General features: G+C 38.9%; 14 protein-coding genes and 1 tRNA gene. 3 read left to right on the top strand and 12 right to left on the bottom strand.

The window, feature by feature from the left end:
• Positions 1–53 precede the first annotated feature (53 nt).
• The 3 genes from EGC82_RS11165 to EGC82_RS11155 are packed head-to-tail and all read right to left on the bottom strand — an operon-like array spanning position 54 to position 6,255.
• A complete protein-coding gene (locus tag EGC82_RS11165; protein WP_124730831.1) occupies positions 54–3,173 on the bottom strand; it encodes a site-specific integrase in 3,120 nt (1,039 codons plus the stop codon).
• Positions 3,143–5,623 (bottom strand): hypothetical protein, encoded by a 2,481-nt coding sequence (locus tag EGC82_RS11160; RefSeq protein WP_244212448.1) that lies wholly within the window; start codon positions 5,621–5,623, stop codon positions 3,143–3,145. The genes EGC82_RS11165 and EGC82_RS11160 overlap by 31 nt, the downstream gene beginning before the upstream one ends.
• Before the next feature lie 53 nt (positions 5,624–5,676).
• Positions 5,677–6,255 carry a hypothetical protein gene (locus EGC82_RS11155; protein WP_124730829.1) on the bottom strand — a complete coding sequence of 193 codons (579 nt, stop codon included), beginning with the start codon at positions 6,253–6,255 and terminating at the stop codon, positions 5,677–5,679.
• A 298-nt stretch (positions 6,256–6,553) separates the two neighbouring features.
• Between EGC82_RS11155 and EGC82_RS11150 the strand changes: the two genes are divergently transcribed.
• Positions 6,554–6,630, top strand: a tRNA-Val gene (locus EGC82_RS11150).
• A 1,125-nt stretch (positions 6,631–7,755) separates the two neighbouring features.
• Here the strand turns inward: EGC82_RS11150 and EGC82_RS11145 are convergent.
• The 3 genes from EGC82_RS11145 to EGC82_RS11135 form a co-directional block, all read right to left on the bottom strand.
• Positions 7,756–8,154 (bottom strand): hypothetical protein, encoded by a 399-nt coding sequence (locus EGC82_RS11145; RefSeq protein ID WP_244212447.1) that lies wholly within the window; start codon positions 8,152–8,154, stop codon positions 7,756–7,758.
• A gap of 204 nt (positions 8,155–8,358) precedes the next feature.
• Positions 8,359–11,349, bottom strand: a complete 2,991-nt coding sequence (locus tag EGC82_RS11140; RefSeq protein ID WP_124730828.1) for an endo-1,4-beta-xylanase — start codon at positions 11,347–11,349, stop codon at positions 8,359–8,361.
• Positions 11,350–11,725: 376 nt separating this feature from the next.
• On the bottom strand, positions 11,726–12,877 hold the full coding sequence (locus EGC82_RS11135) for an endo-1,4-beta-xylanase (RefSeq protein ID WP_124730827.1): 1,152 nt from the start codon (positions 12,875–12,877) through the stop codon (positions 11,726–11,728).
• A 414-nt stretch (positions 12,878–13,291) separates the two neighbouring features.
• Here EGC82_RS11135 and EGC82_RS11130 point away from each other — a divergent pair, with 414 nt between their 5' ends.
• Positions 13,292–13,750, top strand: coding sequence for a cupin domain-containing protein (locus EGC82_RS11130; protein WP_244212446.1), 459 nt, complete (start codon positions 13,292–13,294; stop codon positions 13,748–13,750).
• Between the two features lie 26 nt (positions 13,751–13,776).
• Here EGC82_RS11130 and EGC82_RS11125 read toward each other — a convergent pair whose 3' ends face one another.
• The gene (locus EGC82_RS11125) at positions 13,777–14,949 is read right to left on the bottom strand and encodes an endo-1,4-beta-xylanase (RefSeq protein ID WP_124730826.1); all 1,173 of its coding nucleotides are present in this window, start codon (positions 14,947–14,949) and stop codon (positions 13,777–13,779) included.
• A 159-nt stretch (positions 14,950–15,108) separates the two neighbouring features.
• On the opposite strand from EGC82_RS11125, the gene EGC82_RS11120 reads away from it, so the two are divergent.
• Positions 15,109–16,101 (top strand): SMP-30/gluconolactonase/LRE family protein, encoded by a 993-nt coding sequence (locus EGC82_RS11120; RefSeq protein WP_164839127.1) that lies wholly within the window; start codon positions 15,109–15,111, stop codon positions 16,099–16,101.
• 1,873 nt (positions 16,102–17,974) lie between these two features.
• Here the strand turns inward: EGC82_RS11120 and EGC82_RS11115 are convergent.
• Genes EGC82_RS11115 through EGC82_RS11095 form a run of 5 tightly spaced genes read right to left on the bottom strand, consistent with a single transcriptional unit; the run spans position 17,975 to position 23,483 of the window.
• On the bottom strand, positions 17,975–18,787 hold the full coding sequence (locus EGC82_RS11115) for a ThuA domain-containing protein (RefSeq protein WP_415837658.1): 813 nt from the start codon (positions 18,785–18,787) through the stop codon (positions 17,975–17,977).
• 9 nt (positions 18,788–18,796) lie between these two features.
• Complete coding sequence (locus EGC82_RS11110; protein WP_124730824.1) at positions 18,797–19,582, bottom strand: DUF6445 family protein; 786 nt, start codon at positions 19,580–19,582, stop codon at positions 18,797–18,799.
• Positions 19,533–21,029 carry a tryptophan halogenase family protein gene (locus EGC82_RS11105; protein WP_124730823.1) on the bottom strand — a complete coding sequence of 499 codons (1,497 nt, stop codon included), beginning with the start codon at positions 21,027–21,029 and terminating at the stop codon, positions 19,533–19,535. The genes EGC82_RS11110 and EGC82_RS11105 overlap by 50 nt, the downstream gene beginning before the upstream one ends.
• 10 nt (positions 21,030–21,039) lie before the next feature.
• Positions 21,040–21,774 (bottom strand): SapC family protein, encoded by a 735-nt coding sequence (locus tag EGC82_RS11100; protein ID WP_124730822.1) that lies wholly within the window; start codon positions 21,772–21,774, stop codon positions 21,040–21,042.
• Positions 21,775–21,809: 35 nt separating this feature from the next.
• Positions 21,810–23,483 carry a tryptophan halogenase family protein gene (locus tag EGC82_RS11095; protein WP_124730821.1) on the bottom strand — a complete coding sequence of 558 codons (1,674 nt, stop codon included), beginning with the start codon at positions 23,481–23,483 and terminating at the stop codon, positions 21,810–21,812.
• Positions 23,484–23,602 lie beyond the last annotated feature (119 nt).

Raw genomic sequence — 23,602 nt, 5'->3', positions numbered from 1 at the left:
ATTTGCATGGCTGCCGTTTAGGCTTTTCTTAAAAAACAGATCCATTTAATTTTTTAGCCGATAACGTCTTCTTTCTCATAGCTCAATATAAGCAATAAATGTAAAAAACTAAACATGCTTTGGTGTCTCTGCACCCGTTTATATTTAGTATTTACTAGCGCGATTTCAAGAAATCCATTTCCATCATGGTTACCTAGGAAGCGCCCTTCACTCTCACTCGCAACAACAAGATTCGCCTCACTGAACCCATAATCGGTGATGGTTTTTTTCCATCGAATTTCTATTAGTTTTGCTTGGTCTGTATCTAAGTTAGCTCGATGAAATTTGAATTTTAAATGCCGATCTTTTAGGCCAAGTAGCTGACAAAACCGGATAAACATTCTTGAAACGTTTGACTCAGGGCACCTCAACGCATAATCCTTTCCTGGTACTGCGTATGATAATATCTCCATGCTCAATCTAATATTGGCTAATGTTAACGGCTCAACGTCTAGACTCTTATCGAACTTATCGCATAAATAAATAAACACTTTGCTAGATTTGGCTAACTTGTTATCAGGATCTGTAATACTGGTTATATTGCTTAATCGTGGAAATGTAGGAATTAATGGCAATTTTTTGCCTATTCGTGGGTAATGCTGATGCACTTGTTCAGCATTATTTAGTAGTTGCTGTAATTGCTCAATCGGCACATTATAATATTGAGATGATTCAATAACCGAACTTACTTTTAACGCATTGAGAGCTTTAGCCCACGTCAAGCTACTAATTTTTATATTGGGTTTTATGTTTATGATAAACGTCGATAATGTGGCTATCGTTAATGATGACGTTAATGGTGCAGGGTTAATTCCCAACTTTGCTTCGGTATCACTAGTGTAATATCGAATCCTTTCTGCCAGACTTAACCCTGGCTCTTGTTCAAGTAATGATGCACGACCAACACATTCTGACATAAAATATTTAGTCAATGTAAAGCGAGGGCTTAACTCAAGGTAATACAAGATATCTTTGAGATGAAGATAACTATTCAACGTTGATTGGACATCCTTATGCCCCATTAGATGCGCTAATATAAACATCATTTTACGAGTATTACTATTGTATCTTAACCTGGTTTGCAGTTGTTGAAGATAGTCAGTGTTGAATATCTCATGATCGAATATTGTTAATTGAGATCTTCCCTGATTGATAATATTTTGATTTAAGCGGCACCATGTCCAATTAGCAAAGCTATGGCGAAGATGATGAACACGTAAACTGTAATCTTGGGTGCAATGACGAATCAAATCAGTTATTAGCTCATAAGCTTGGTTTACCAATTTAATGTTATCAAACAACAGTGCTTTTTTACTTGCTCCAGAATTTTGATGAATTTGATACCTTACTCTTAACTTATGAATACAAGATTTCGGCCAAAGTGCATCTAACGGTAATTCACGACGAGCCGAGGTCGTTTTCAAAGTACGATGTTGATTTGGTCTTACTGAAAGGTGTACATAATCAAATTGATCGTCGCTTGGAGCCTTTGCAGCAAATGAGAAATCAGCCCATGTTAATTTTGCCGATTCATTTCTACGTAACCCGCTAAAAAAGCAAAAGCAAAGTAAAAAATATGCATATTGATAAATGGCTCCATCTTCAACATGCTCAGTTAAATAATTTAATACATCATCGATATGGGGAGCTGAAATCAAATTAGCATCGACTTCACTGGAACTGCCAATAACATCGATATCCGATAGACATAGGTCATGAACAAGGTTTGCCTCAATTAAAAAATGAGCGAAGTAATAAACATATTTTTTTCGTTGAGCTGAAGTAAATATTTCAGCAGCTTCATTTAGCTTATTAGCCCAGTCTTCTCCTGATAAAAGCCCTATATCACAGGAACTAAATAGCGTTAAAAACGGTTTACTAAGACTTTTAACGTAATCGACAGTGGTCGATACTTTTATACGACGCTTGTAGGTCCCCCCATTTTTTAGCAGTGAGAATAACCATGAGCATAATAACCAAAGATAAGGGTTGTCTTTTACTTCTGATGATTTTAGTTCGTTGCCCATTGCTGCTAAACAATTTGCTCGAGTCTCTTTATTTTCATCGAGCTTAAGTAATCTCATCAGGATTTCATCTAACTGCTTTAAGGTAAAATCTATCGCGATAAAGCCTTTATTATCACTGATTATTTTATGCCATGGCTTAAATGTAATACTACTTTCACCGCTCGTTTCTATAAGATGCGGTTCTGAATAAAGACATGCTTTGTTGGTTAATATCCGCATGAAAGCATGTTCTGGTAAAGCCTGACTGACACTGGGGAGAAAATACATCTGATACTGAACCGGCCCATAACGTAAAATGTTGTCTATTTTTCGTAAAGTGCGTGATTTCAGGATTGATAAGTCAGACCAATCAAATTCAGAGGTCGTATTTAAATATTTGATGATACATGCTGCTATTTTTACTGGTTTACCTTCATTTAGGTTAGTCCATTGTTGAAGTGCCATGACCGCGACATCACTCAATATGAATCTTGTTGAAGCTGTTTTAACCTTTTGGGATTGCCAATAACAAATGCCCCCTACATAAAAAATCTCTTGTGGGGATTCAAGTATTGAAAGTAGGTCTTGGGTTTTACTCACATTGACAGTGATATAAACTAATATTGCAGTACGTCCTAATTTTGCTTCTAGTGAGAGTGATCTATTTGGCGAAAATAATTCTTTCTCTAATAAGGTGTATAGCATCTCTACGATTGGTAATTTTACGAGTTCCACCGGCGATAATATTGGTTTATCGCGCTTTAATGTCACAATAGACGGTATGTTAGGAGAGTCGATCCCATGATGTTTTTTTGCATAATTGAGTAGAGATTGTAATATCAATAACTGTTCTTGTTTATTGAGCACTGCAGGCTTCAATTGAGCAATTAAAGCCCTCAGCTCCTCTGGTAACACTTTGGTTTCTGACTGTATGAAACGTTTTTTTAAGTGCCCAAGCAAGTTCCTATAGGATAAAAAAAAAGCTTCTTTATCCTTATTTTGTATTTCTTCATCAATCGTATGGTCGTTTTGCTTTAAGAAAGCATCGAATACCTCTAAATAAAAAGGATGTTGATTTCCTTTGCTTATGAGTTCGTTTATAAAATCACGGATTTTAGTGGTAGCCATCCAGCCTCCTTAAATAACTCATCAAGCACCGGAACGATATCGTTAATGGCTTCAATGTGACTCAATGCTGAGTAATGCCCTAATGGTACTTCTCCTGCTTGCCAGTGACCCATTTGGAAATTGATTAGTTCTGGTGCAATATTTTTCCCAAGCAAGTTAGATTTTAGCCAATGTCTCCCCGCATTCGATGGCAGTACGATTTCTTTTTGGCAAAAATTAACGAGTTCTGAAGGAGATAGATTCTTCGCAACCACACTGGTCCCTTGCTTATGAAAAAAGAAGAACGGCCCTTGCTCTTTACGTGAGTTCCTAATGACTTTGTACCATTGTGAGGCCTGCGAGTGGTTAAAGTTCAACACGTGTTGGTCAACATCCACAATACTATCAATCGTGCTGCAAATCTTAGGCATCAATACACGTAGCAATGAGCGTAAACAACTCAAATGACGTTTAAACTCTTTGAGTTGTGTTGTTAACACATTTGGGACTGCGACTATACGAGAGTGGCTAAAATCTGAATCATCTTTGTCACTTATTCCCATTAAATTCAGTGATGGCATAAAAAGAGCAAATGTCGGTAACGGATTCCAAGCAGCTCTATAACCTGTTCCAAATAACAGCATCCAGGCTGTATAGGCCGTAAACGCATTATGATATTCAATAATATCAACTAACCTGTGATGAATGCTGGGTTTAGATGCCTCAACTCGTTGAGTTAAAGAGTCGATTAATGTGGCGACAGCTGTTTTTTTTGGTGTAAATGATGAGCCTATAAATTGTTCCGCTTGGTAGAAGTTGCGTAGTTCAAATAATGAGATTGACAATGCTTGACCAGAGTATGTAGCGATATCTTGTTCTACACTTTGCCATAATTTATGTAGCTGTCGGCTTCTCTGATGATCACTCACATTTGCATAACTTCTAGCAACACGAGTTGTATACATATTGACGGCATAGCTATAGTCAATATAAATCGGGTCGATAATATCTGTTGAATTAAGATAATAACTCATAAAATTGACCAATCGCCGAACGCTTAAACGTCCAGAGCCATGTCCATCTGATAGTTTTTTCAGCTTTTGCACTACCATATTATTGATAGCTTGAGAGTCCTTTTCATTCAGGATCGGGCCAATAGATCGACAACCCATATTGACTAAAATCATTTTCAGTAAAAAGTCGGGGCATGATGTAAAAACTTCTTCTTTGGCTTCTCTTAAACCAACAATATCAATCTTAGCCTTTGCCGTATGACTAACATAGAAGAACCACCACCCTTGCCCGCTCTTATCGATGTATAAACCTTGTTGTTTTTTAGTTAGGTCGGTAAAAACGACTAAGCTCTGTATTTCTTCTACCGATTTACTCAATAACATCATTAACCAAATCACAATCGTAGTTTCAATATTTGATGATTGATTACCTGACTTTATTAGCTTGGCTATGAGGAGATTTAGCTCTTTTGGCATTAATAATTGGGTATTTTGTAATCCCATATTGTGAGAGCGGCGAACACTCGCCGTTACATCTACGGCAGTTCTAGCTTGGATATGTTTATTAAATGGGATTGCTGTATCTAATAGCTCAGTTTTATCTCGTTTAGTGTTGAAGTCACGGTTATTTACAACAAACGTCTGCAAGGGATATTGGTCATCTTCATCTAAACCATCGCTATTAGGTATCAGTGGCGCATCGGGTATCAAAGCAAAAATATCATCGGGTGCCCCCAAAATAGGGATAGCCAAAGGATCGATATATCGTTTTGGCGACCGATCCAATTTAGGGTGTTTTCGAGCAATATGTTTAGATGGTTTCCAATCATTGGAAAAAAAATGTGACAATATTCTAAGATAGCCCCGATTAGGTAAATATTGCCTTTTCCATTTAGCTACATGATATTGTTCTAGTTGAGTAGCAATAGACATTGGCGTATCAAATGCTGTGTTCGGTACGTTCTCGCGAACATAATTAAACTCTGTGGCATTATTTTGCATAAAAAGTCTAAAATTAGCACAGGCATCCTCTTCTCTAGTCGTTGACTCTCTTGCAAGGTCTTCATCTCTGAGGGTATCTAATACTGAATAGTAGTGCTTTATAAATGCGGCAAATAACTCACAAGATTTAGTTGTAAGTTTGTAGTTATAAGATTTAAGCAACACAACATAGAATGGGTACTCACTGCACCATCCTTTTTGGTAACTATTTCGATGATATTCTTTGTTGATAGACTTATCGTCAACTTCAAAGCCATAGTTATGCAATGCATCAAATATGTATTTAGGGAAATGCAAATCTTTCATTATAGAGTCTGCAGAATGGGATGAAATACTCCTTACGTTGGCTATCATACGAACCAGTTGTCTAAACCCTCCCAGAGTTTCTGGTGCAAAAATTCTCTCTGTGAGTTCCTCGAGATCTTCAAGTACTTCATCGTTTTCAATGCCCAGCATTTGATGATCACAATAATGACATATATGATCGTAAAGATGTTGTTTGAGTGTCGTCACTTTAACCTCACAGTCTTTGTGCTGATGTGTAACCACTCGCACAGCTGCGTTTTGGTTTTTATCATTGGAAACAGAGATTGCCATTCTGGTGAATTAAAGACTGATGGTTGCTCAACTGAAACAAACCATGTTGACAGCGATTGAGTAACGGTATCACCAGTTACGTTAACAAACTGCTTTAGTAGAGGTCTGACAATATCATTTAACATCAATAATCGAAGTACGTCTTTGTTGGGACGTCTGGGTAAGACAATCGCAGGCACTAAACCTTTATCATCTTCTGTATGAAGTTTACAGAGCTTCTGATACGTCAATAACCCTGAAATCAAACGATAGTATCCAGCCTGCGTTTTACTTACTAATATTGGAGCCTGATATGAATCGAGTAAAATTGAAGCGGGTGATTCGATGCTATCGTCTGAGGATGGCTTTAATGTGCTAATAAGATTATATGACTCACAAAAATCTTTGAGTGTGCGATCAAGTTGGACGTGATGAAGCCCAATCATTTCGAGCTTCACATCGACTAACAACTTATCCAGCACTTTCTTAAAATGCTCAGCATGAATGTGCATTAATATGCCTCATCAACAAATAGTGGTCATTTTTGACATTTGTATCTTGTGCCTAACCCGTGCCAAAATCAAGTTGTAAAAATCTATATATTTGTTAGAATAAGCAAGTAAACAGTCAATGAAAATGAAATTAAGCCCTATTACGCGGCGGTTAAGGCGGGAGCGTTGAGGTGGGGATGATTCAGAAATCTTGCGCGTTAACGTCTTGACATGGTAGGGGTCGGTGGTTCGAGTCCACTCGGGTGTACCACTCTTTCACAGAGTTTAAACCGTGAGATTTTATTAAAAAGTAAACAATACACCCGTAGCTCAGCTGGTTAGAGCACTACCTTGACATGGTAGGGGTCGGTGGTTCGAGTCCACTCGGGTGTACCATTTCCTAATGAGGAAATACTGGCCAACGAAAGTTGGTTTTTTTGTGTCTGAAATTCACAGACTATTAATAATAAAAAGAAGAAAGCAGAGCACTACCCTCTCTTAATTAACGGCGGCGGTAGGGGTCGGTATTCTCTAACAAAGAGAAGTCCACTCGGGTGTACCATTTTTTGCATTAACCCTCCGTTTTAAAAGCCTTTTTCAATTACTAGATTCACTACATTAAAATGTATTTGTGCCCAATCGCATTAAACTCGTGCCAACCAGTCATTTTTCGTGTCTAAAAGTTATACAATTTCTTTCTTGTTAAAATTAACCTTTTAAATAAGTAAAACTCTCAAAAATAGACAAAAAATACCAAAAAGGCGTTTTGTGCCCATTTCGTGCCAAACATGTTGGTACAAATTATTTTTGAAGCTAAAAAGTATGACCACTATTTGTGCTTAACCTTAACCGCTTAAGTGTTATTTTAAGACTTGTCTGCGGTGCGCTAATAACAATGGCTATCTGTAACGAAAACCTAAAGCAGGGTTGATAACACCTACAGTTCAAGATATTCAATATCCGAGTCATCGTATCAACAGATACTGAGAATAAATGAATTTTTAAGCAATATGATTAAAAAGTGTTGTTGGGGAAATGCAGTAGCTGAAAGCTTATTCGGCAGATTGAGACAGCAGCGAGTTCACTAGCGTAATTATCGGACACGATATGCTGCATTACAGGATGTCATGAAATACATCACAATGTGGTATTACAGTCTTAAAAACACCGAATGAATGCATACTTTGATGATCAAAGTCTCTATAAATTTGCTCATATGGGTAAGCGTTATAAGAAGTGGCTTAACGAACTTATTCGCAGGCTCCTAAAATTATCTAATGTAACCGAATTCAGTTGACCAGAACACTAGCTTTCCTCATCCCATCACTTGTTCTTGCAGCGTTGTTTTCACCCCCTTTATTTGTCGCACGCTGAGTGATTAGAGGGGCAACACGTGTTGTCCTCCCGACATAAATAAGTCACGCCACTACAGTAACGTCCCTAGCCCTCTTCTGGAAAAATCGAGCTAGGAACTTTAATCTAATAATTCAATAAGACATTATAAATGTGTTTTTATACCCGTTACTTGTATGACACTTTAGCTTTATTTTTTAACCTATCTTTGTAAATAGGATATAAGTTATAGGTCGGGTAAAACTCTGTCGAAAAGGCTTTCCATGCAGTTTTCTCTATAGCAAGGTTAACAGCACTCAATTGATGTGCCGGCACTTCTAACGTGACGACTTGCCCTATACCCATCATCACATACCAACTTACAACCGACACACCTTTAGGCGGAAAGGCGTCAAAGAATCCTTGATCCATTAAAATCTGCTGAGTTTCAGCTAAGTTATTACTCTGGTCGTGTTTTAAAAATACCGTCAACAGAATTGAATCTTTTGGTTGAATATCAATTTCAGACTCAGCTAGTGATGTGAAACTAGTTAAAATAAGTATAAAAAACATAAATAATTTAGTCATAAATTTTCCTTTTTTGAGTTGGACTTTTAACGAGGCTAAAATTGCCTATTTTAATTTTTAATTATTCTACAAATGAGATATAAGGTTCTATTTTAATTATTAAATGTATCCTCCTTACATAGTTGAAGGGCCAGTTTGCTACCAGCCCATAAGTATTCAAAGTGCGATTAATTTATTTTATTCAGCATATTAACTGTTTTTATTCTACTCAATAGAAGCAAGCTTAAGTACCGCATCATCTAGATACATATCAACGCCTACAGCGGCATTAGAAAAATAAACCGATAGCTCAGTTAAATTACAATCGGGTGTTGTGAAAGTCCCACTCACCAATGTCCATTCGCTGTTCGATACAGTAACAGCCGGGCCGGCATCACTATAAACAGCAGTTCCACCTTCACAGGTCTGTTTTATGTTAATGCTAACGTTTTCGCTTTCAGACCCCGCCACTCTTATCCAACCGCTCATATCATAAGTGGTATTAGGTTTACTCCGACCAAAAAAGTCGAAAACAGGTCCTTGCCAATCATTGGTACGCGAATTAACTAATGCAGACTTTTCACCGGTATGAGCAAAATCGGAACTTGATTCAATATTGGCTCCCCACGTTGCCCAACCATTCACACCCGACTCAAACGTTGAATTGGTAAATAAGTTGTCCGGGTCAACGGTAATTTCGCTGGTAATCGACACGCTATCTATATAAATATTTACACCAATAGCTGGGCCATCAAAGTACACAAATGCACTAGTAAGGGCACAATCAGGTAACACAAAACTGCCACTTAACTTAGTCCAAGCGCCATTTGTGGCTGTTATGGTGCCATGTTGAGTGTATGACGCATCAGCTTCAGCATCGCCTTCACATAAGGTTTTTAAGGTGATGTTTAGCACATCTGATGCAGCATTTTCGATACGCGCATAGGTTGTCACGTCAAAGGTTTTACCCGCTTCAGCATAAGGCAGTAAGTTAAATACCGGTCCTTGCCAAGTGCCAGTTCTGTCACTATGTAAAGCACTGCTATTACCGGTGTTGGCATAGTTTGTTGAGCTAGCTAACGTGCCGCCCCAAACTGACCAACCGTCGGTGTTTTGTTCAAAGTCATTGTTTGAAACTAAGTTAGGGCCTAGATTTTTTTCTTTCGCATGAAAAGTGACGTTATCAACATAAATATCGATACCTACTGCTGGACCTTCAAAATACAGAATCGCATCACTCATTGCACAAGTAGGCAACGTTACCTGCCCTGCGATTAATGACCAATCCGTCGAGTTTGCCGTTGTCGCACCTGTGCCTAAGTACTTAACGCCATCTGAACAGGTTGCACTGATGGTGGCTTTAACTTGGGCCGACCCTTCACTAATGGCCGTTCTGGCAAACAATTGGTAAGTTTGACCTGACTCAACAAGGCTTAAAATGTTCGTCGAAGGACCTTGGTATTCTTGAGTACGCGCAGTACCTACTAAACTTTGCTTACCAGCAAATACTTTAGTGGTTGTTATGGCAATTTCTGATGTGTCGTAACCTTCCCAGCCAGACGCATCAATTTCAAAATCACTATTGGCTAATATGTTTTCGCCAAAACCTTCAGTATTAGGCATTAATACTTGTGGACGAAGACTAACCGCATCTAAGTAAATCGTTTCACTCACTGCTGGGCCTTCAATCACTAAGGTTGCAACTGCTAGATCACAATCAGGAACGGTTAATGACCCCGTTAATAGAGTAAATGCGGTATTACCGGCAACCGCTGAATTAACCACGATGGTGTTAGCTGCTTCGCCGACACATTCAAGCACCACGCTGGCTGTGCTGGTTAGTGTTGATTGATTAGTCGACATCACCCAAGCATCAAGGTCATACACACTATTTGCCTTTAATAAGCCGGTAATATCCATACTTGCTTTGGCTTTAGCGGTATCCGTTGATGAGACTACAAGCGAGGTAATACCATTCTTTTTGTTAACGGTAGATCTTAATGCCGTGGCGTCTAAGGTTGTCCAGCCATCTGTTGCTATTTCAAAGTTACCGTTAGCAATGAGGTTTGGCATAACACCAGCTGCATCTGCTTCAATACCCATAAAGCCATCCGCTATTGCAAAGTAAGCGGGCTTTCTTTGGTAATCAGCGGTGTAAATGAGTGGATCATCCGGTCCAAACTCGCCATCAATCCAACTGTATTTATCGGTGAAACCCCAAATTGTCACTGCGTCACAGCGATCTACATTCATACATGCGTTAACCGCACGATGATAAACCTGTTGTTGCATAGCCAGTTTAGTCACTTGGTCCCAAGGTAACGATGATAAACGCACATCAATTTCACTAATATTGACGTCTAAATCTAAATCAACAAAACGCTGGAAGTTTTCTGTCATTTGCTGAGTTGAGGGTGCATTTGATGCGTCTAAATGCATTTGAAAACCCACCCCATCAATGGGTATGTCAGCATCGACTAATTCGGTGACCATGGTCAATACGGCATCAGATTTTGCATTGATGTTATCTATGCTGTAATCGTTATAAAACAGCTTAGCCTTTGGATCAGCCGCATGGGCTCTGGTAAACGCGTCGGCAATAAAGCGTTTGTTTAGCTTTGCAAAAAATACAGAGTCACGATAATTAGCATCATCCCCCATCACCTCATTTGCCACATCCCACGCATAAATTTGTCCGCTATAACGCGCAGCTGTAACATCGATATGGGCATTGATCAGACCGGTTAAATCTTCAGGTGTTACATCACCATTAACAAAATTTGGCGCTTGGCGATGCCACACTAAAGCGTGACCTTTAAACGCCATGTCATTTTGTTCAACAAAATCAATCATGCTATCTAAAGCATCAAAATTCCAAACATCAGAGGTTGAGGTTTGTATCGAGCCCCATTTACCGGCATTTTCAGGCGTCACATAGTTAAATTCTTTTTTTACTATGTCGAGATAATCTGTCTCGTTATTGCTTAATACCCCATAACTTAACGCTGTCCCAATGCGTTTATTCGCTTTATTTGCCGCTTCAACTAACGTCGTCACCAATGGTTCTGTGGGCGTAGGCTCAGGCTCGACTACATCGATTGGCGGTACTTCGACGGACTCTTTATCACTGTCAAAACATCCCGACAATAAAAGTAGTAGAGGGCTAACCACTAACGCTGACTTAATTAACTTGAGTTTATTGTTTTTTATATTCATTTATATTTCCTGATAAGTATTATTTTATTTTTGATTTACCATTTTTATCAATGTCACTTTTCTTAGTCTTATTTATGTCTTGTTTTTTTATTTAGCACTAATAACGTTTAGGTCATAATGACTATAACGTTAATTTAAAATAGACTACTAGATTGAAATTAACAACTACAATAATTTCATGATTAGTGTATTCATTGTTTTTTTGTCACCGACTTGCACATTTGAGTCAATGTTGGCAGGAATAAGCGAGTGGGAATAATGTTTACGAAGTACTGATTCTGCACTGATAAAGACAGACAGCTTTGATAAAAAAAGCCACTCATATCGATAATATAAGTGGCTTTACTCGTTTATTTACTTATCGTTAATAATGTGATTATAAGCTGCCGACAAAGCCTTTAATCTGCATGTTTCTATCAATTAATAATGGATAATCAGTACGGCCTTGCATTGGCCAACCATTACGCCAAGTTTGCTTGTCACTCACGCCCCAAAATGTCACTCGCCCAATACTATCACTGTGTTTTTTATAGAGAGAGAATAAAGCTTGATAGCGAGATGCTAATTGTTGCTCAACGTCTTTGGGGATACCATCTTTATACAGGTTGTATTGCTGTTGCAGTGCTACATCTAGCGACACATCAGCACCTTCTGCTAAATTTTCAGGAAAAGGTAATACCGAAATATCAAGTTCTGTAATCATGACATCAACACCCGTTGCCGCAAACGCCACAATTGAGTCTTCAACTTCTGCAAAGTCTGGGTAATCAAGTGAGTAATGTGCTTGCATGCCAACACCGTCTATTTGAATACCCTTTTGCTTAAGTCGGTTTATCAGTGCGATGGCACCGGCTCTTTTTTCAGGTTTAAACATGTTGTAATCGTTGTAATATAACTTGGCTTTAGGTGCTGCCAGGTGGGCAAATATAAAAGCTTGTTCAATAAAATCATCACCAATTATTTGCTGCCATTTAGATTCACGCAAGGTGCCGTCTTCGTTTAATGCCTCATTCACTACGTCCCACGCAAATATTTGGTCTGCGTAACGCCCTGCTACTGTTTTAATATGATGTTGCATGCGTTGTAGTAATTGATCTCGATTAAGAAGATTGCCTGATTCATCTTCAAATACCCAATCCGGTGTTTGTGAATGCCACACCAAAGTATGCCCAACCAGTTGTTGGTTATTATTTTTTGCAAAGTTAACTAACGCATCAGCGACATCAAATTGGTACTCATTGGGTAATGGATTAACTGATTCCCACTTCATTGAGTTTTCAGGCGTAAAGGTATTGAAATGCTTCGCCGCTAACAGCAATTCTGGATCACTAGGATTAAGCACTTGTGCCTTGCTAATTGCGGTACCCATTTTGAAGTTATCAGCAAACTTGTCTTTCAATATAATATTTTGTGTTACAGCTTGCGTGTTTGCGGCTGCGCCGTTATCGCTTTCACACCCCGATAGGATTAAGGCCATTGAGGCACAACCTATCAAAATAGTTTTGTTAAGAGTTTTTTTTGTCAGCATAGCCTATTTTATCCCTATTATTGTTATTGCTGGCAGAGTCATGTCAATGACACTGACCAGAATTGAGAGTGATTTAATGTTTACTCTGATTATTCATTTCACAACACAGGCGATTAAACCCAAACGTGTTAATAAGAAATTCATTTTCTCCCCATTGAGTCAACTTATTGTTAAAAACAACTGTTCAAAATCATATCGATCATTCCATTACTGCAAAGATGACTTTTAAGGAATAAAATCAAATAGTCCTTTTGACAACAAGATTGTAGTAAAATAGACTACTTTTATCTTTTTGAGAACATGTTTGTAACAATAATTTTGTAAATTGTTGCAAATAGCCAGAATAAAAATTAATTATGCACCTAATAAACAACCACTTAATGCTTTACATCAATTAAAATAAATGGAGCTCACATGAAAGGAAATCAGCGAAAAGTTAAATCAACCCGGTTATGCGCCTTAATGGGTGCAATGATATTAAGCAGTTTCACCATGAGCAGCATGTCTTATGCTAATGACGATATAAAACCCGAGATTACTTCAACCATAGTGTCACACGCCGACAGTCATATCACCCAGTACGATGGCAGTGTGTTTAACACCTATTTTTATGGTGACACCAGTGAATCAACTAATGTCATTAGTGGTGTAGCCGTTATTGAGCCGAATAATGAAATTCACCCAACCCATCAACATGAAGGCGAAGAGTTTTTGATGATTTTAGAAGGACAAGGCACGTGGAGCTTAGATGGCAAAGAGTCACCGGCAAAACAAGGTGACATGCTTTATGTGGCTGCAGGCGTTATGCATGGTATTTTTAATAGCGGAACCAAGCCGTTAAAATTTGTGGTTATTCGTTACAAGAACAAGTAAACCAACTCAGATTAACGGCTTGTTCATTATTTAGGTTGTAGTTTGAGTAAGGCTTTTAATGCTGGTTTTGGTTGTAATTGACGATCCCACAATAACGGATAATTTGTTCTTGCTGGGATTGGATAATCATTTTTCCACGACATGCCATCATGTAATCCCCACAGGGTTACCCGATCAATTTTGTCACTTTTTTTATTGAATAAGGTAAACAACTCAACATACCTTGCGGTTAACTTTTGTTGTACATCATCAGGTAACCCCGCTTTATACGGGTCAAGGTAGGTTTCAAACTCCTCTAATTGAAATTGTGGATGCATAAAGGCTTGGCCAAACACCTGACCCTCTTTGGTAAACGGCAATACATCAATATCTAGTTCGGTAATCATTACCTTCACACCCGCTGCGGCATAGGCATCAATGGCTTGCTCAATGTATTCAGTTTTAGGGAAGTTAAGCCCCCAATGCGCTTGTATCCCCACACCGTCGATACGGATCCCTTCAGCTTTTAACATGTTAATCATTTTCACAATGGCATCACGTTTTTCTGGTCGCCAAGCATTAAAGTCGTTGTAATACAGTTCAGTATTAGGGGCATATTCAGCGGCATATTTAAATGCTGCTTTAACCAATGTATCACCATCGCCTACACCGTTAACCCAGGTAGTTGGGCGGTATGAGCCGTCATTATCAATCACCTCGTTTACCACATCCCACGCATGCACCTTGCCAGCATAGCGACCTGCTACAAGCTTAATATGTTTGCGCATCACTTCTAATTGCTCAGCCGGTGTATTAGTTTGATTATCTTTATTTTTAAAGAAAAAATCAGGTGTTTGATTATGCCAAACTAAGGTATGCCCAACGATGAACATATTATTGTCTTGGCCAAATTTGACATAAGCATCTGCTGCGGCAAAATCATAAACCCCAGGTGTTGGGTTAACAATTTCCGCTTTCATCGCATTTTCAATGGTCACAGTATTAAAGTTATCAATGACCAACTGCTTTTGTTGATCATCTTTGCCCATGGTGACATCTTCATTTACCGCAACGCCCACTTTAAAAGCCTGTTGATACACATCATCTAAATGGGTTATCGCGTTCGAATTGGCTGCTGTTTCAACAGCCTGTATATTCACAGAGAACAATAAAGCACTGGCGATGCTTAAACCAATCGTTGTTTTTATAGCTCGATTCATTGGTATTCCTTTTGATTTTAGCTTGTTTATCCCATTTCTTAGTCCGATTTGAGGTAAGTTAATGGTTGTTTACCATAAGCTAACAAACTAATGGTCTATTTGACTATTATTATTTTAACGTTTAATCTAATTTGCATTAACAAATTACAAGGAAGCTCAATGCAATTAACGACATTAAGACAGTCATCATCAACAACAGTAAAACTCGCCAGCGCATGTGCGTTAGCCCTATTGTTGCCACTGCAAGCGTATGCAGAAACAAAGTCTAATGCCGATTTAGCGTTAATTGAACAATGCAGCAGCCACTATCAAGCTGCTGACAGTCATTCGCTTAAATTAGTTAGTGACAAATTGCTTTTCCTTGAAGGTCCTACTTGGTCTGTGGCTGACCAAGCGTTTTATTTCTCTGAAATGAACTTCTCTGGCAGTCAATTGAACGGCCCTGATGCCAATATTTATCAATACAAACTTAACCATAAGCCCACATTGTGGTTGTCACACTCTGGCAGCAATGGCTTGCTGGCTGATGGTAACGATTTGTATGTGCTAAAACACAGTGACCGATCGGTCAACAAAATTAACTTATCAACACAAAAGCAAACTGTGGTGGTCAATCAATTCGACGGTAAACCATTTAACTCCCCTAACGACATCAGCCAACATTCAAATGGTGGCATTTACTTTAGCGATCCTGATTGGCAATTGAGCGAGCGTAAAAATGAACTCAACAGCACATCAGTATTCTGGTTGTCTGCATCAGGAGAATTAGTCGAACTTGACCAATTAAATAAGCCTAATGGGGTTGTATTATCGCCAGATGAACATTGGCTCTATGTTGGCGATTACAGTAACCATATTTACCGTTACCCAGTAAATAATGATGGCAGTGTTGGAGAGCGACAACCCTTTATCGACGTTGATGGACCTGATGGGATCACCATTGACTGTGCCGGGAATCTTTATGTGGCTAGCCACAGTCAAGGCAAGCTTCAAATCTATTCGCCCGAGGGCAAATTACATCAATCAATCGCAGTTGCGCCGCAAATAACCAATATGGACTTTGGTGGTAAAGACATGAAAACCTTATTAATCACCACCGGAAATGGGTTATTTACGTTGCAAACACAGATGGCCGGAATAGCACGGAAATAAAAAAGCCTTCTTAATATTAACGTTTGATAATTCATAATGCAGTCTGATCATTTTTGAATTTTTTTGTGAGGCAACGAGTTAGACTAGCGGATTATTTCCCAAAAGTGAATTTGGAAATATGGCCTGCGGCCATTAACGTCGTGGTGCTTCACCCACACCAGACCAAGAGGGAATTAACGGCTATTCCCTCTTGGAACTCCCAGCCGCCCCAGACGAAAAATGCTACACAATTGAAATTACTCACGTCATGACTATCGCTGCATCTAAGCTATTCAATGTAGGAATTAAGTATTACAAGGTAGGTGTTGGATTAATTAACTTAAGTATTGATAAGTATCAGTAATTTGACTTATTTAATACCCGATGGCTAGGACTAGATCGCGAATGTTTTATGAACAAATTGAGTGTATTTATCAAACTACATTTGTTCGAAATGCTATTAATTCATGAATAATTAGAAGTGACTCTATAATGAAATTATTCATTGTGAGCAAAAAACGCACACTCATGCGGTAGCCCTGCCCCAATGGCTAATAACGCATTGATGAAACCATTGATGGGTTAACTTATGATATGGACGAGATGCTTTGCTCTTAGCTGCTCAAGGCATCGGGCAGAAATGGTCAATGAGACGATATTTATTGATATTTCAGTACATAATTAAAATGGGATGGTTTGCCAAAAATAAAGTGCTGAATAAATAATTTTATAAAATAGGCTGCTTATAGTATCTGGCATAGAATGCAATAAGTTTATAATGAAACCCATGATGTATTCCTTAACGCAGCAGTAATATATTAGCTCCCGTAAAGATATATTTATATTTATATTAATAATGTGTGTAGAGTTATTTATTGTTTTCGTCCAAGACTTCGCATTGTGTACTAATGGTTTATTTATAGTCGAATGCCGCTTTCTGATGACATAAACTTTTGACTTAGTTGGTTTAGTTAAATTTTTTCTTATACGTGACAATTGGTGGCTCATATTTATTCCTTATATTATTTTGACGTTTATATGTTTTAAAGTTATAGGGTCTGATCTACATATTAGCAATCCTTTTTTTTAATTTCTGGCATGGGAAACCTACGATTTGATTATTTGATAATCACGTATATTTTTATGTTTTATATAGTTTAAAGTGATATTGCAGAGATGTACTCTTCCCTGATAAGTAATTATATCAGTTGGAATGCAACGTAATAAATTTATTACTTATGATGCATTTTATTAATTAACAAGGATTTTTTACTTTAAATTTCGCGAGGATGTTTTATGCGCTATTACAGAATTTATTTCTTGATAAGTAATAATACCATTTTAAATATTCCTAATCAATACGGCTTACTTACGATGAGGTTATTTTATTTAAAATTTATATTCTTCATAAGAGATATTATCATTTTATATTTTTATAAACAATATTGACTAGGAAGGTGTTAAATGCTTAGAAGACATAATAAGTAATGCACAATATAATTTAGCTGATTGTTTCTCATAGATTGGTTATTACATTTAATATAGTCGGGTCAAATATAGTCGGGTCAGGGAAAATTTTTATAAAATAAAGTCTTGCAGGCCGCTTTTCTCCAAATATGATATTCGCTGTATCAATTAGGTCTAGGACGCTAAATATTGTTTTGATTTTAAAGCCTGCAGGTTACCCAAATACTATATAAGGCGAACCATGCGTGTTTGCGAGACGACCGTCCGACCCATGGACGGGTCGGCCGAGCTATAGGGATATACTTGCGCGTGTCGGTGAGTAAATGCCATGGTAACCTGTAGATAGATTTAAAGCCCGCTCACTTCGGTCCAGAAATGAGTTAACTCTTGTTCTGATTTAGCTTGCTGTAAATAGTAAACCAACGATTTACCGTGTTATCCCCTTACCTGTTGCTGCCCAATATATTCCACCATATAAATGCGCTTGAAATAACACGTCTTGATACACAGCATCGGTATGGCCAAGGGCGGTGTAAAATGCACGACCGCCATCGTATTCTTGATACCAAGCTATAGGATGAAATTCTCCCATGCCTTTGCCCTGCTTGGTTCCCCAGTCTGAATGAGTATCGTAACTTTTTTCGTCAACCGACAAGATGTAATGCAGTTTTGGATTGCGCGCAACGGTAAAGTCGTACCATTCGTCAGTCCATAACAAACTGTCTGGCATCGATTCTACGCCTGGGAATTGACGTGACTCGACCTGTAATCTTGCGGTTTGAATTTCGGGATGGATGACAAACGTATGTCCGACAAGTTGTTGATACCATGGCCAATCGTATTCAGTATCGGTAGCACTGTGTATACCCACAAATCCTTTACCTTGCTTTATATAACGCTCAAATGCCGCTTGTTCTGTATCATTTAACACATCACCTGTGGTGGCTAAAAATACCACTACATCTACTTGTTTGAGATAATCATCATTGAAATATCGACTTTCCTCATGCCAAACAACATTGAAAAAATGCTTGTCGCCAAGTTGTTGTATGGCTTTTACACCACTTAAAATCGACGGATGATGCCAGCCAGCGGTTTTACTAAACACCAATACATTAAATTGCTTTTTAGGCATGTGCTCGAACCCAGTTGCATGCAGCATTTGGCTAAAAAGCATCAAATATAAAGCACAACTAAGCAATGCTGTCAGCAGTACTTTGTGTAAACCTGTGTATGTCATTGGGTTTCCTTATACAAATTTAATAAATATATTGGCAGTTAATCGGCCTGTTTGTGGACTCGAATCAATATCGGTTTCGACATCGACCAAGCTTGAATGCAATAACATGCCAGGAAATACAATTAATCGATTGGCTTTATAGCCGAGCGTTTTATAACACTCAAATTCACTGTGATTAACGCTGCAATAGCTTTTAGTGCTACTGCCATTGTTACTGTCATTAATGCTACTGCTATTAATAGGACTTGCCGCTGAGAGGTTCATGTCATTAACAACTTGGTCATATTCAGGTTTTCGCAATTCGTTAATAAACTCGTAGCCAGTTCGTTTATGCCTAAAAAAACCAATGCCACCATGAGGCTTGTCATTCAAATAATGAATAACGGCAATCAAATTAGACTGGTAGGTGTCAAAGTGTGGAATGGTTTGAATATCAGTCAACTCGTTAGCGGCTGTAGTGATGAGCGAAAAGTAATTATCGCATGGCGCAGGTGTTTGAGCCGTTGAAAAACCGTAGATTTTATAAATCGGCTGCATCAGCGGTTTTAAATAAGCTAGCACAATATCTTTGGTCATTGGGCTACGAATGCCCGGGTACTGAGTATGACCGTCGGCGCTAAATTTAGCCTGTTGCGCTATGTACTGAGTTAATGCACTAACATCCTCAATATAATCATCGATGACAATTAAGGGTAATTGCCCCTCGCCAAGCATTTCTATGTGAGGAGCAATATGGCGATTAATCTTAAACAAGGCTATTTGGCGCTCGGCAGTAGTGATTAATAAAATCGACATGGTTAGGCAAGTTGTCGGCTCGTCGCTTCACCCCAGTTTCAATACTGTCTAAAAATTTAGCCAGTTGATCATCGGGCATGTTATCGACAATAGGATGATAACTTTGAGGCATAAGCCCCTGACCTATCATCACTTGTAACCAAGATGACTCACCAAACAGTTCTAAATCATTTTTATAAACTTGGCCACTTTGGTTAAATAAATCAATTCGTTGCTGTAAGCTGTTTGGCACTTCCATATTTTTACAATAACGCCAAAACTCGCTGTCGGTACGCTCTGTCACATGATAATGCAGCACGATAAAGTCACGAATATTATTAATTTCTGTGCGCATTTTTTGGTTAAAATTATCGACCACGCCGGCGTCCATCGCTTTAGTAGGTAAGTTCTGCATTAGCCGGACAATACTCTGCTGAATTAAATGAATACTGGTCGATTCAAGTGGCTCAATAAAACCACTTGCTAAGCCAACAGCAACACAGTTTTTATTCCAGTGTTTACGTCGTGTGCCGGTTTGAAACTTAATCACCCGTGGCTCATTGATTAATTCACCTTCAATGTTGGCGAGTAACAATGCTTTAGCTTGGTCATCGCTCATGTATTGGCTGCAAAATACTAAGCCATTACCCATTCTATTTTGTAGCGGTATTTGCCATTGCCAACCACTGTCATGGGCAATTGAGCGAGTGTAAGGTACCAAGGCTTTTGTTTGTTTCGTCTGCACCGCAATCGCACTGTCACAAGGCAGAATATGATTCCAATTTTCATAGCCTGTGTGCAGTGCTTGCTCAATCAATAAGCCTTTAAAGCCAGTGCAATCGATAAAAAGATCGCCTTCAATCACTGTGCCATCGGCTAAGGTAAGCGAATCAATAAAGCCATTTTGCTGATTAACATTGACCTTATCTATCATCCCCTCGATGCGCTCTGCCCCATGTTGTTCAGACAATTTACGTAAGAACTTGGCGTATAAACCTGCGTCAGTATGGTAGGCATAGTTGCGATCTTGATTAGGCAATACTGCAAACTTGCCTTGACGACATGCCAGGTGTTCTAAGCAATATTCACCAATGTCTTTGGCGATACCTTGCTGCATACCTTTAAGCCAAAAATGCTGAAAACCCGCCGCCCAACAGCCTTGACCAATGTAACCAAACGAATGCAAATAGTCTTGAGACACATCTCGCCAATTTTCAAACGAAATGCCCAGTTTGAATGTGGCATTGGTTGCCGCCATAAACTCAGCTTCGTTAATTTTAAGTAGGTCATGAAAAATATGTAATGTCGGAATAGTCGCTTCACCGACACCCACGGTAGGGATCAGATCGGACTCGACGATAGTAACGGACAAGCTGTGGCCAAATAATTTAGAGAACGCTGCAGCGGCCATCCACCCTGCGGTACCTCCACCTGCAATGACTACTTTTTTAATGTTATTATTGTGCATGAGTGCCTCGTTAACTTGCTTGGGCTAATTGTTGGTTCTTAAATTCAACGAGCTTTCTAATTTGCGCTTGAGAAGCGACGATCATATACAATGGTTCTAAAAATCTCGCTTGATGTAACTCAAACATTGCATCATGTGACAGTTGCGCCAATTTATCTTCATCTATACTATAAAAACCAATGAGTTGATGTTTAGATTCATCATTTAACTCTATATCTAGTGTGATAGGTTCCAGCAGATCATGTTTTAGCAACAAGCTTACAAACTCTCCGTTTTGTTGCATGCCATGATGTAATGCTTCCAGCATATTGGCAATACTGTCTAAATAGTCTGTATGGCCGCCAAAAGGTAAAAATAGAGATTGGCCATGCTCGGTATTCACTCGTGGTGAATCCATATCAATGGTAATAACACGTTCTTTTACGGCTACACCATTGTCGTTTTTTTGTTGAAAACCGATATAAAAAGGCAAGCGTCTTATGGATACTGGAATGTAGCTCGCGTTCCATTGTCCCGCGGATAAAAACAGATTTTCATCATGTTTAAAACCAAATAACACCACAGGACAAAATTGCCCTGTTTGAGGGTCCTTTTGAAACATAATCGGATAATGGGCTTGGACGGTTTTAAATTCGGCCACAAATGTCGGTGCATACCAAGTGCTGTCACCTAAACGCTCATTGCGTTGATTATTTATTTTAATATGTTGATGTTCTTGGTTATTCAGTAGTACATGATTCGGCATAATATTCCCCACACTATTATTGTTATTAATGGTTTCTATACTGGTGATAACCCATATTGAGCCATCTTAGTTAATAAGGCTCTATTTGTGGGCATGGCAGATAACAAGCGCTGTTGCTTCTGCTTATTTATATCTATGTGCTCAGCCAATGGGGTTAAGTATTTTGTTATCTCGTCAATATTGTTGATGCTAGTCTGTGAGTCACAAGTGTGAACCGGATCTGAGTTGTGTAACCGGTTCACATTTGCAGATTGCTGCATACCGTATAACACATATTGATAACTGGCTATTGGGAATAAAGGGTTAGCATAATCAATATCATAATGACTGGGCGGCTGATGTTGCCACAATAACAATAACGCGCTTAAATTTTCCGGGATTGAACTAGGATGACGATTGTGAATCCAATATTCACTGTCATCGCGACTTGATAACACATAATGCAGTTTTAAAAAACTGATGATATGTTGCCAGTGTTGCTGCATTCGCTTATTAAATTGTTGTGCCACTATCGGCATAACAGTCTGATTAAGCGGCAGTTTTTCAGCAACCATGGTGGCAGATTGTTCAATTAAGGCTAATGCTGAGGCTTCAAGTGGCTCAATAAACCCTGCGGCCATACCGATTGCAACGCAATTTTTATGCCAAAACGTTTGTCTGTACCCTGGGGTAAATGACAGTTTTTTAACGCTCAGTTGTTCAATTTGTTGGTTGTTGAGCGTTGAGTTGTCGCGTAAATAACCTTGTAGCCTTTGCAGTGCACTGGCATGGTTTAAATAGTCACTAGCATACACAAAACCGACTCCACGGCGCGATTGTAGGCCAATGTCCCACACCCAGCCAACGTCTTGCGCAGTGGATACTGTGCTTGAATAAATCGGAGAATCCGCATGCTCATACGGTATTTGTACTGCTAAGGCTGAATCATTAAACAAAATATGCTTTTGGCTGTTGAGCTCAATACCATAATGCTCACCGATTAATAATGCTTTACTGCCGCTGCAATCAATAAACAGATCGCCTTTAACCTCTGTTACAGCGTTAATATCATTGCTATCACTTGCTTTGTCGATGACGACACTGGCTATGTCATGGTTAGCATGGTTATTCACTTTCACCACATTGGCGGAAATAAATCTGACGCCTAGCTCATTACAGCAATGCTGTTTTAGCATTGCACTGAATTTAGCGGCATCTAAATGGTAACCGTAATTACTAATAAACTGGTATTGCGGCGTGGTTATCTGTTTGGGTGCTAATGAATGAGTCGCTAAACCTTGTTGATAACAAAAGTTGTCACAAAAACTGCTGTTCATTAAATTGACATTATTGGCTGTAGTATAGGCGCTCAATAATAGCGAGTTGCCGCTGATGCTGGGTAGTGAAAATGGGTGTAAATATCGATCATTTGATACGCTTGGAGCAACACGCCATTGGCGAAACTCAGACGCTTGCTTAAAACTGGCATCGCATTGCGTCATAAAGTCTGTTTCTTTAATGCCTATTTTACGTAAGGTTTCACGCATTGATGGCCAGGTTCCCTCGCCCACACCAATAGTAGGAATATCAGGCGACTCAATTAAGGTGACGCAAACAGACGACTCATGCTTTGGTGAATGTTGACGGGCGTGGGCAGCAATAATTGCCGCGGTTAACCAACCCGCTGTACCACCGCCCACTATCACAACCTGCATTGCCTTTGTTTGCATTAGATTACCTTTAATCGACAAAATATTATTTAAATCAGATGACTATTAATGATTTGAATAATATCTCTAGAGATAAAATAAAGCGCGACAGGATAGATCCTGCCACGCTTTGGGGGGAC

This window comes from Shewanella livingstonensis, from assembly GCF_003855395.1.
GTDB classification, from domain to species: Bacteria; Pseudomonadota; Gammaproteobacteria; order Enterobacterales; family Shewanellaceae; genus Shewanella; species Shewanella livingstonensis.
Note: the sequence above shows the minus strand (reverse complement) of the source record. Positions and strands in the feature narration are given on the sequence as shown.

Coding starts and splice junctions, on each gene's coding strand:
- EGC82_RS11165 (WP_124730831.1), bottom strand. CDS start 3,173: ATGGCTACCACTAAAATCCGTGATTTTATAAACGAACTCATAAGCAAA.
- EGC82_RS11160 (WP_244212448.1), bottom strand. CDS start 5,623: ATGCTGGGCATTGAAAACGATGAAGTACTTGAAGATCTCGAGGAACTC.
- EGC82_RS11155 (WP_124730829.1), bottom strand. CDS start 6,255: ATGCACATTCATGCTGAGCATTTTAAGAAAGTGCTGGATAAGTTGTTA.
- EGC82_RS11145 (WP_244212447.1), bottom strand. CDS start 8,154: ATGACTAAATTATTTATGTTTTTTATACTTATTTTAACTAGTTTCACA.
- EGC82_RS11140 (WP_124730828.1), bottom strand. CDS start 11,349: ATGAATATAAAAAACAATAAACTCAAGTTAATTAAGTCAGCGTTAGTG.
- EGC82_RS11135 (WP_124730827.1), bottom strand. CDS start 12,877: ATGCTGACAAAAAAAACTCTTAACAAAACTATTTTGATAGGTTGTGCC.
- EGC82_RS11130 (WP_244212446.1), top strand. CDS start 13,292: ATGAAAGGAAATCAGCGAAAAGTTAAATCAACCCGGTTATGCGCCTTA.
- EGC82_RS11125 (WP_124730826.1), bottom strand. CDS start 14,949: ATGAATCGAGCTATAAAAACAACGATTGGTTTAAGCATCGCCAGTGCT.
- EGC82_RS11120 (WP_164839127.1), top strand. CDS start 15,109: ATGCAATTAACGACATTAAGACAGTCATCATCAACAACAGTAAAACTC.
- EGC82_RS11115 (WP_415837658.1), bottom strand. CDS start 18,787: ATGACATACACAGGTTTACACAAAGTACTGCTGACAGCATTGCTTAGT.
- EGC82_RS11110 (WP_124730824.1), bottom strand. CDS start 19,582: ATGTCGATTTTATTAATCACTACTGCCGAGCGCCAAATAGCCTTGTTT.
- EGC82_RS11105 (WP_124730823.1), bottom strand. CDS start 21,029: ATGCACAATAATAACATTAAAAAAGTAGTCATTGCAGGTGGAGGTACC.
- EGC82_RS11100 (WP_124730822.1), bottom strand. CDS start 21,774: ATGCCGAATCATGTACTACTGAATAACCAAGAACATCAACATATTAAA.
- EGC82_RS11095 (WP_124730821.1), bottom strand. CDS start 23,483: ATGCAAACAAAGGCAATGCAGGTTGTGATAGTGGGCGGTGGTACAGCG.